Raw genomic sequence first — 9,249 nt, forward strand, 5'->3', positions numbered from 1 at the left:
CGCGCTCGCTGCGGCCGGCCGTCGGCGCCGCTGCCGCCGACACTCGCGGGATGTCACAACACGCAGTACGAGCTCAGTCTGCGGCCTCGCCCTTGGGCATCCTGGTCGCCGAACACCCGATCGGAGCGGCTGGGCCCGCCTTGTTGGTGCTCGGCGTCGGCCTGCTCGTCTGCACGGCGTTCATGGGCTTTGAGCGGCTGACCATGCCGAGCATCGGAGATGCGGGCACCGCCTTGATGGCCCAGCTTTTCGTCATCGCCATGTGCATCACGACGGCGATGGGGCTGTTCCTGCTGCTGCGTTGGCATCGAGGCCGCGGCGCCTATGTGAACGTCCATGAAGGCGGCATCCAGCACGCCTTTGCCGGCAAGAGCTGGACCCTGCCCTGGCATGAGTTGGACTACGTCACGGTGGAACGCCGCCAGTTGCGGGTGAGCGCCGGCGCCATGCCCAAGCGGACGTATATCGCCGTCGCCACCAAGTCCGGGGCGAGGCTGAAGTTCAACAACTACCAGCGGCTGGACGCCCTCGGCGATGCCATCAGCCTGCGCCTGGCGGAACATCTCTCCCCCGGCACGCTGGCCAATCTCCGCGCGGGCAAGACCCTGGATTTCGGCGCCTTCAAGGTCAGCTCCAAGGGCCTGCAGGCGGCGCAATTCAGCATCGGCAACTGGCATGTTTTTGCCGGGCGCAAGTTCCTGGCCTGGCACAAGCTGGGCTCGTTCAAGTTCGACAAGGGCTGCTTGCTGTTGCTCGACAAGTCCGGCAAGACCTGGGCCCGCGTCTTCCACTTCCACGTGAAAAACATCGTGCTGCTGCTGGACATCATGCAGAGCATCCAGGAGCGCAAGGCACCCAAGGCCTGAACATCCGGGGCGGAGGCGCCAGCGGATTTCCTAAAATCGCGCATGCCTTCTTCCCACCACGTCGCCGTCATTGGCGGCGGCCCCGCCGGCCTGATGGCCGCCGAAGTGCTGGCCGCGGCCGGCCATGCAGTCACCGTCTTCGATGCCAAGCCCACCGTCGGTCGCAAATTCCTGCTGGCCGGCAAGGGCGGCCTCAACCTGACCCATTCCGAGGCTTTCGAACCCTTCGTCAGCCGCTTCGGCGCCCGCGCCGCGCAGATTGAACCGCTGCTGCGTGACTTCGACGCCGATGCGCTGCGTACCTGGGCCGCCGCGCTCGGCGTGCAGACCTTTGTCGGCAGCTCGGGCCGTGTCTTCCCCACCGACCTCAAGGCCGCGCCGCTGCTGCGCGCCTGGCTGCAGCGCCTGCGCGCGGCCGGCGTGAAGTTCGCGATGCGCCATCGCTGGACGGGCTGGACCGAGGGCGGCGCGCTGCGCTTCGACACGCCCGACGGCGAGCGCCTTTTCACGCCCACGGCCACGCTGCTCGCGCTGGGCGGCGCCTCCTGGCCGCAGCTCGGCTCGGACGGCGCCTGGGCGCCCTGGCTGGCTGCGCGTGGCGTCGACATCGCGCCGCTGCAAGCCGCCAACTGCGGCTTCGACGTCGGCGCCACCACGGCCCATGCCGGCGGCCCCGGCTGGAGCGGGCGTTTCGCCACCGAATTCGCCGGCCAGCCGGTCAAGCCGGTGGCGCTGCAGACCGAAGGCTTTGCCAGCCGCCCTGGTGAGTTCGTCATCACCGCCACCGGCATCGAGGGCTCGCTGGTCTATGCCGCCAGCGGCCCGCTGCGCGACCAGATCGCCCGCGACGGCCAGGCCACCCTGCATCTGGACCTGCTGCCCCAGCTGACACCCGAGCGCGTACTCGCCGAGGTCAAGCATCCGCGCGGCAGCCGCTCGCTGTCCTCGCACCTGAAGAGCCGCCTGCACCTCAGCCCGCTGAAGCTGGGTCTGCTACACGAGCTGCTGACACGCGAGCAGATGCTCGACGCCGGCCAGCTCGCCGCGGCCCTCAAGCATCTGCCGCTGACGCTGCATGCGCCGCGCCCGGTGGCCGAGGCCATCAGCACCGCCGGCGGCGTGCGCTTCGAGGCGATGAACGACGGCCTGATGCTGACCGCCCTGCCCGGCGTCTTCTGCGCCGGCGAGATGCTGGACTGGGAAGCTCCCACCGGCGGCTATCTGCTGACGGCCAGCTTTGCCAGCGGCAGGACTGCAGCGCGGGGCCTGATCGACTGGCTCAGTGCGGGCCCAGCTGCCTCTCGAGCTGGCTGACGTCCTTGCCCAGTTCGGCGAGATAGCGGTCACGCTCCTCGCTGGTCCACTCGGCGTCCGAGAAGGCCTTGAGCGCGTAGCTGGCGCTCTTGTAGACCACGCCCTCGCGCCGCGCCAGCATGGCCCGGTCGGGAAAGCGGTCCTCCATCAGCAGGAATCCCTGGACGTCGCGCAGCTTCAGCGGCATGGCCGGCGCGCCGTCGCGCAGCAGCTTGCCGAAGACGCGCAGCCGCGCTGTCTGCGCGCCGCTGCCCAGTTCCTCGTTGAAGCTGACCAGGGCGAAGGGCTGCCCTTTGGCATCGTCGACGCGCGCGTTGACGACATAGCGGCCGGCCTGCTTCACGTTCAGGCCGACCAGGAAGTCCAGTGAGCCGTCAGCGACGCGCTCCGTGATCGTTCCCCATTCGGCCGGCACACTGGGCTGGTAGACGACGTCGAAGTTGACGACGCCCTGGCGGCCGTCCTGGCTCAGCGTCAGCTGCAGGCGCAGCGTGCCGGCGAAGTCCGCGAAGGCGGTGCGCGACGGCTGGAAGTCGCTGCTGTAGACGCCGTCGCTGCCCTTGAAGTCCAGCGCCAGCTGGGGGCGGCCGATGGCCTGACGCGGGTCGGGCAGGTCGAAGGCCACGGCACGCGTGATCAGCAGCGGCAGGGTCTTGCCCGTCTCGTCCTGGGCCGTCACGCCGACCCTGACGACCTCGTCCCCGCTCATGAAGACGCGGTCCTGGGTGGTCAGGATGCGCACACCGGGAATCGCGCCCTTGCTGCCGGGAAAGCGCAGCGGCAGGCTTTCACGGATGGGCTCGAAAGGGCGGACCTGGTCGGGGTGCTGGTCGATCGGCCGCGACTCGTGGGGGTAGCGCGTCTGCTCCCGGTAGGTCGCCAACGCCAGCCGGGCGCGCTCCAGACGCTGCAGCAGCAACTCGCGCTCGGTCCTGCGATCGCGCAAGGCCGCCTCGGTCAGCGAACCCTGGGGACGCGAGGCGCCCGGCAAGGCCGCAGCGGCCGGCAAAGCCAGATGGCTGTGCGCCGGGATCGAGGCCCGGGCCTCGGGCACCGTGGTGCCGCGCGGCCAGGCCCACCAGGCGATCAGCCCGGCCAGCGCGGCGCTGGCCAGCCAGAGACCCCGACGCTTCACTTCGCGAAGTTCACCATATCGGTCCGCACCAGGCCGACCGTGCCCTGCCAATTGCCGTTGGTGTAGTGGTTGTAGGCCTCGGCGTCGTCACGGAAGACGACGTTGTGGTTGCTCCACTTGGCCGTGCCGCCTTCGGTGGCCGCCGTGCCCAGGGTCAGGTCGTTGCAGAACCAGTCGCTGGGATTGCAATAGCTGCCCCCGCCGGAACCCGAGACCCCGCCCGCCGAGTGATAGGCCACGGCCTCGTCGTCCTGGCCGGGCAGGATGCCGGAGTAGAGCGTGCCCTTGGCGCCGGCCCACAGATAGAAGATCTTGCTGCGGGTGTTGTTGTGGTCGTACATGGCGCGGGCCGTGCCGGTCTTGAGGTCGCTCACCAGCGGCTCGCTCAGGGCCCAGTCACCGGCATTGGCCAACTCACTGCCGCCTGCGGCGCCGGCGGCCACGTCCACCCATTTGATGTTCCAGCCCGTCTGCGTCGTGCCGTCGCTGTTGGCGCAAGAGCCGTCGGCGCCGGGCGTCGCGTTCTTCTTGTAGCGCGACGAGCCACCGTACAGGGCCAGGGTGTAGCCGATCTGCAGGTTGCCGGCGCTGTGCACGGCGATGTAGCACCAGTTCGTGCCGGTGCAATAGCAGTCCAGCGCATTGCGGACGAGGTAGTTCTTGTCCGAGACATGGCTGTAGCCGTCCCAGTTGACGGCCTTCTTGTTGACGCCGGCGGCCGTGCCGGCCGGGCCCCAGTAGGTGAAGTCGGCGTAGTTGCCGGCCACACCGCCGCCGGTGCGGCCGTTGATCCACAACGAGTAATTCGTCGCCAATGCGGTCCCGGCCGCGAGGGCGATACCGAGAACCACCAGAAACCCGCGAGAGATAACCTTCCGCATCTTGTCTCCTGTCTTTGTTTGTCTATCGGTACTGCGCCGGCGACTGTAGGGAGGGGGCAGGTCTGGCAAACCCTCGGTAACCCGCAGAAATCGCGTGCGGGGCTACAGATCGCAGCTACAGGAAAAGGAGACTTGACGCGACTCGCGTCAGCAACCTTTACGGCCTGAGAGACGCGCAGAACCCGTGTGGGAAAATCGAAGGCTTTTCGCCGATTTCCAGAGCCCGTTTTGGACAACAAGCTGATCGTTTCCCAGATTGCCGCCGAGCTGAAAGTCAGGCCCGCGCAGGTGCAGGCCGCCGTGGACCTGCTGGATGGCGGGGCCACCGTGCCCTTCATCGCCCGCTACCGCAAGGAGGCCACCGACGGCCTCGACGACATCCAGCTGCGCGAGCTCGATGCCCGCCTGGCCTATCTGCGCGAGCTGGCCGAGCGCCGCGAAGCCGTGCTGAAAAGCATTGCCGAGCAAGGCAAGCTGACGCCCGAGCTCGAGGCTGCCATCCACGCCGCGCCGACCAAGCAGGAGCTGGAAGACCTCTACCTGCCCTACAAGCCCAGGCGCCGCACCAAGGGCATGATCGCCCGGGAAGCCGGCCTCGAGCCGCTGGCCGACCAGCTGTTCGCCAACCCGACGCTGGACCCGCAGGCCGAGGCCGCCAAATTCATCAACGCCGAGGGCGGCTTTGCCGATGCCCTCGCCGTGCTGGACGGCGTGCGCGACCTGCTGTCCGAGCGCTGGGCCGAGGACGCCGTGCTGGTGGGCAAGCTGCGCGAGTGGCTGTGGGCAGAAGCCCTGTTCCAGTCCAAGCTGATGGACGGCAAGAGTCCCGACACGCCGGACAACGCCAAGTTCCGCGACTACTTCGACTACGCCGAGCCCATCCGCACCGTGCCCTCGCACCGCGCCCTGGCCGTCTTCCGCGGCCGAACGCAAGAGCTGCTGGACGCCAAGCTGGTGCTGGACGAGGAACCGGTCGCCGGCAAGCCCGGCCTGGCCGAGGGCCGCATCGCTTCCCACCTCGGCTGGCGCCACGCCAACCGCCCTGCCGATGAGCTGATCCGCAAGACCGTGGCCTGGACCTGGAAGGTCAAGCTCTCCTTGAGCCTGGAGCGGGATTTGTTTGCGCGTCTTCGGGAGTCCGCCGAAGCCACGGCCATCAAGGTCTTTGCCGAGAACCTGCGCGACCTGCTGCTGGCCGCGCCCGCCGGCAAGCGCGTCGTCATGGGCCTGGACCCGGGCATCCGCACCGGCGTGAAGGTCGCCGTGGTGAGCGACACCGGCCGCGTGCTGGACACGTCAACCGTCTATCCGCACGAACCGCGCCGCGACTGGGATGGCTCGCTGCACACGCTGGCCAAGCTCTGCGCCACGCATGGCGTCAACCTGATCGCCATCGGCAACGGCACCGCCAGCCGCGAGACCGACAAGCTGGCCGGTGAGCTGATCAAGAAGCTGCAGACGCTGGACGCGAACGTCAAGATCGAGCGGGTCGTCGTCAGCGAGGCCGGCGCCTCGGTCTACTCGGCCTCGGAGTTCGCCTCCAAGGAGCTGCCCGACCTGGACGTCAGCCTGCGCGGCGCCGTGTCGATTGCCCGCCGCCTGCAAGACCCGCTGGCCGAGCTGGTCAAGATCGACCCCAAGAGCATCGGCGTCGGCCAATACCAGCACGACGTCAACCAGAGCGAGATGGCCCGCGCCCTGGACGCCGTCGTCGAGGACTGCGTCAACAAGGTGGGCGTGGACCTCAACACCGCCTCGCAGGCGCTGCTGGCGCGCGTTTCCGGCCTGTCGGCCTCGGTCGCCAGCAGCATCGTGCGCTGGCGCGACGCCAACGGCGCCTTCCGCAATCGCCAGCAGCTGCTGGACGTGACCGGCCTCGGTCCCAAGACCTTCGAGCAGTCGGCCGGCTTCTTGCGCATCCGTGGCGGCGACAACCCGCTGGATTTCTCGGGCGTGCATCCGGAGACCTACCCGCTGGTCGAGAAGGCGCTGGCGCAGCTCAAGCGCACGGCCGACGAGATCGTCGGCCGCAGCGAGGTGCTGCGCACGCTCAAGCCCGAACTGCTGGCCGACGACAAGTTCGGCCTCATCACCGTCAAGGACGTGCTGGCCGAGCTGGAGAAGCCCGGCCGCGACCCACGCCCGGACTTCAAGGTGGCCCGCTTCAACGACGGTGTCGAGGACGTCAAGGATCTGCAGCCCGGCATGCTGCTCGAAGGCACGGTCAGCAACGTCGCGCAGTTCGGCGCCTTCGTCGACCTGGGCGTGCACCAGGATGGGCTGATCCACGTCAGCCAGCTGAGCAACAAATTCGTCAACGACGCCCGCGAGGTGGTCAAGACCGGCGACATCGTCAAGGTCAAGGTGCTGGAGGTCGACCTCGCCCGCCAGCGCATCTCGCTGACGATGAAACTGGATGCCCAGGCGCCGCGAGGTCCCAAGCAAGACAACAGCTTCCGCCCGGCGGCGCGCAACGAACGCTCCGGCGGCGGCTCGCGCGATTCCCAACCGTCCGGCGGCAATGCCATGGCAGCGGCATTCGCCAAGCTCAAGCGCTGACACTGGTTTGTGAAGCCTGACCTTCGTCATTGAAACAAAGCTTTGCCATCATCGCGGCCCGCACCACGGGCCGTCGATTGGCGTCCCGAAACCCGCAACTGGTCGCAGCAGCGCTGCGCCGTGACAGCGCTGCCGCTATGGTGCGCGCCGCCTTGAAGAATCCCCGGAGTCCGCTTTGAAAACCCCCGCCCTCGCCTTGCTGCTTCTGCTCAGCCCAGCCCTGGTCCTGGCCCAGCAGGAGGTCGACCGCGCTTCGACGTCACCGACGCCCAGCGGCAACAACCAGCTCGAGCGCGTCTCCGTCAGCCGTCAGCAGAACGACACCGACCTGCGCCGCCGCGAGCCCGTGGCCAAGCAGCTCTACGGCCGCGAGGAGCTGGACAAATACGGCGACACGCAGTTGAGCGATGTGCTCAAGCGCCTGCCGGGCATCAACGTTTCCGGCGGCCAGCTGCGCATGCGCGGCCTGGGCGGCGCCTACACGCAGATCCTCGTCAACGGCGAGCCGGCGCCCCCGGGATTCAGCCTGGACAACCTCAACCCCGCCCAGGTCGAGCGCCTGGAGGTGAGCAAGGCCCCGACGGCCGACCAGAGCGCCCAAGCCATTGCCGGCACGCTGAACATCATCCTGAAGGACGCCCCGCGCGTCGTGCAGAAGGACCTGCGCTTGGGGCTCGCCTATGCCAGCGAGAAGCCCGTCATCAACGCCGGCTTCACCTATGGCGACCGTGCCCTGGGCGGCCTGGGCTTCGTCATCCCCGTCTCGCTCTACCAGTGGAACTTCAAGAACGAGCTCGACGGCGAACGCCTGACCAATGCCGCGCCGACCCCGCCGCTGCAACTGCGTCAGCACGTCAGCAACGAGGGCTATGACCGCGCCCATGGCCGCGGCTTCAATGTGTCGCCGCGCCTGAACTGGAAGCTGGGCGACGACGAGACGCTGACCCTGCAGGGCTTCTTCGTCAACAACCAGTTCCGCAACGAGGGCGCCAACACCGTCACCAAGCTGGCGGACAGCGACGCCCTCTACACGCCGCGCACCATCGACGAGACGACGCACAACAAGGGCACCTTCGCCGCCAACCGCGTCAACCTGCAATACAACAACCGCTTCAACGAGGACCGCCGCATCGAGCTGCGCGCCGGCGCGGGTTCGGGTGGGGCCGACTTCGACTTCGACTTCGAAGGCCGCAACGGCGCCACGCCGATCTCGCGCCGCACCACCGGCAAGAACCGCAACCACCAGGCGACGCTGGGCGGCAAGTACAGCCAGTACGCCGGCGAGGCCCACACCATCACGGTGGGCAGCGAGCTGGAGCGCCGCGTGCGCGACGAGAACCGCACGACGATCGAGAACGGCGTCGAGCTGCTGCCCGGCATCGAAGGCCAGCCCTTCAACGCCACCATCACGCGCACGGCGGTCTACGCCCAGGACGAGTGGGAGATCAACAAGCAGTGGTCGGCCTATTTCGGCGTGCGCCACGAGCAGATCAAGACCGAGAGCGTTGGCAGCGGCGCCATCGGCAACAGCGATTTCCAGAGCAACAGCAAGGTCACGACGCCACTGCTGCACCTGAACTTCAAGCCCGATCCCAAGGGCCGCGACCTGGTGCGTGCCAGCCTGACGCGCAGCTACAAGGCGCCCGATGTGCAGCAGCTCATCAACCGCCCGTCCATCAACACGACCGACCCGCTCACGCAGGGCAACACGCGCGTGACGCCCGACCGCGTCGGCAACCCCGCGCTGAAGCCCGAGCTGGCCACCGGCCTGGACATCGCCTACGAAAGCTATCTGCCGGCCGGCGGCCTGGTGTCGGCGGGCGTCTTCCACCGCAGCATCACCAACCTGATCCGCACCGACCAGCCGCGCCTGCAGACCGTCGCCTGGGCACCGACGCAGCGCTGGGTCATCACACAGGTCAACCTCGCCAAGGCGACGACCGAAGGCCTGGAACTGGAGGTCAAGGGCCGCGCCGGCGAGCTCTTCCCCAGCCTGTTCGAGCCGACGACGGCGCTCTCGCTGCGCGCTTCGCTGAACCTCTACCGCTCCAAGGTCGAGGACATCCAGGGCCCCGACAACCGCCTGGAAGGCCAGCAACCCTGGCAGTTCAACTTCGGCGCGGACTACCGCATGAAGAGCCTGCCCATCAGCATGGGCTTCAGCGCCCAGATCGCGCCCAAGTTCAATGTGCAGCAGAGCGCCCTGCAGGCCCAGCAGACGCTGCCGTCGCGCTCGCTGGACGCCTTCGCCGCCATGCAGGTCACCAAGCAGGACGGCGTTCGCTTCAGCGTCAACGGCCTGTTCCAGCCCAAGCAGGGCAACCGCGTGACCTTCACCAACCTGGACGACTTCGCGCTGAACGAGCGCAAGCCGGTGGCTTGGTACGCCGTCAACTGGGAACACAAGTTCTGAAACAGACGCCCCTCGCCCAGCTCGCGGCGCTGAACGCGCGCGAGTCTGGTCGGTCCCCCGAGGGGACGGCGATGCTTGCAG

6 protein-coding genes are annotated in these 9,249 nt (G+C 68.1%); 4 read left to right on the plus strand and 2 right to left on the minus strand.

Going from position 1 to position 9,249, the window contains the following annotated elements; translation table 11 throughout:
- Positions 1-50 precede the first annotated feature (50 nt).
- Together AC3WOE_RS27770 and AC3WOE_RS27775 are read left to right on the plus strand one after the other, a co-directional pair.
- Entirely contained in the window at positions 51-866 is an 816-nt protein-coding gene (locus tag AC3WOE_RS27770) for a DUF6585 family protein (RefSeq protein ID WP_492695244.1), read from the plus strand.
- Between the two features lie 42 nt (positions 867-908).
- Positions 909-2,180, plus strand: coding sequence for a TIGR03862 family flavoprotein (locus AC3WOE_RS27775; protein WP_492695246.1), 1,272 nt, complete (start codon positions 909-911; stop codon positions 2,178-2,180).
- Here the strand turns inward: AC3WOE_RS27775 and AC3WOE_RS27780 are convergent.
- Both AC3WOE_RS27780 and AC3WOE_RS27785 read right to left on the minus strand, forming a co-directional pair.
- Positions 2,146-3,315 (minus strand): hypothetical protein, encoded by a 1,170-nt coding sequence (locus AC3WOE_RS27780; protein WP_492695248.1) that lies wholly within the window; start codon positions 3,313-3,315, stop codon positions 2,146-2,148. The two genes, AC3WOE_RS27775 and AC3WOE_RS27780, sit on opposite strands and share 35 nt — an antisense overlap.
- Complete coding sequence (locus AC3WOE_RS27785; protein ID WP_492695249.1) at positions 3,312-4,196, minus strand: hypothetical protein; 885 nt, start codon at positions 4,194-4,196, stop codon at positions 3,312-3,314. The genes AC3WOE_RS27780 and AC3WOE_RS27785 overlap by 4 nt, the downstream gene beginning before the upstream one ends.
- 228 nt (positions 4,197-4,424) lie before the next feature.
- Here AC3WOE_RS27785 and AC3WOE_RS27790 point away from each other — a divergent pair, with 228 nt between their 5' ends.
- Together AC3WOE_RS27790 and AC3WOE_RS27795 are read left to right on the plus strand one after the other, a co-directional pair.
- Positions 4,425-6,755 carry a Tex family protein gene (locus tag AC3WOE_RS27790; protein WP_492695251.1) on the plus strand — a complete coding sequence of 777 codons (2,331 nt, stop codon included), beginning with the start codon at positions 4,425-4,427 and terminating at the stop codon, positions 6,753-6,755.
- 175 nt (positions 6,756-6,930) lie between these two features.
- Positions 6,931-9,168 (plus strand): TonB-dependent receptor plug domain-containing protein, encoded by a 2,238-nt coding sequence (locus AC3WOE_RS27795; protein ID WP_492695253.1) that lies wholly within the window; start codon positions 6,931-6,933, stop codon positions 9,166-9,168.
- Positions 9,169-9,249 lie beyond the last annotated feature (81 nt).

It is taken from the genome of Roseateles sp. FW305-36 (assembly GCF_058787015.1).

Coding starts and splice junctions, on each gene's coding strand:
- AC3WOE_RS27770 (WP_492695244.1), top strand. CDS start 51: ATGTCACAACACGCAGTACGAGCTCAGTCTGCGGCCTCGCCCTTGGGC.
- AC3WOE_RS27775 (WP_492695246.1), top strand. CDS start 909: ATGCCTTCTTCCCACCACGTCGCCGTCATTGGCGGCGGCCCCGCCGGC.
- AC3WOE_RS27785 (WP_492695249.1), bottom strand. CDS start 4,196: ATGCGGAAGGTTATCTCTCGCGGGTTTCTGGTGGTTCTCGGTATCGCC.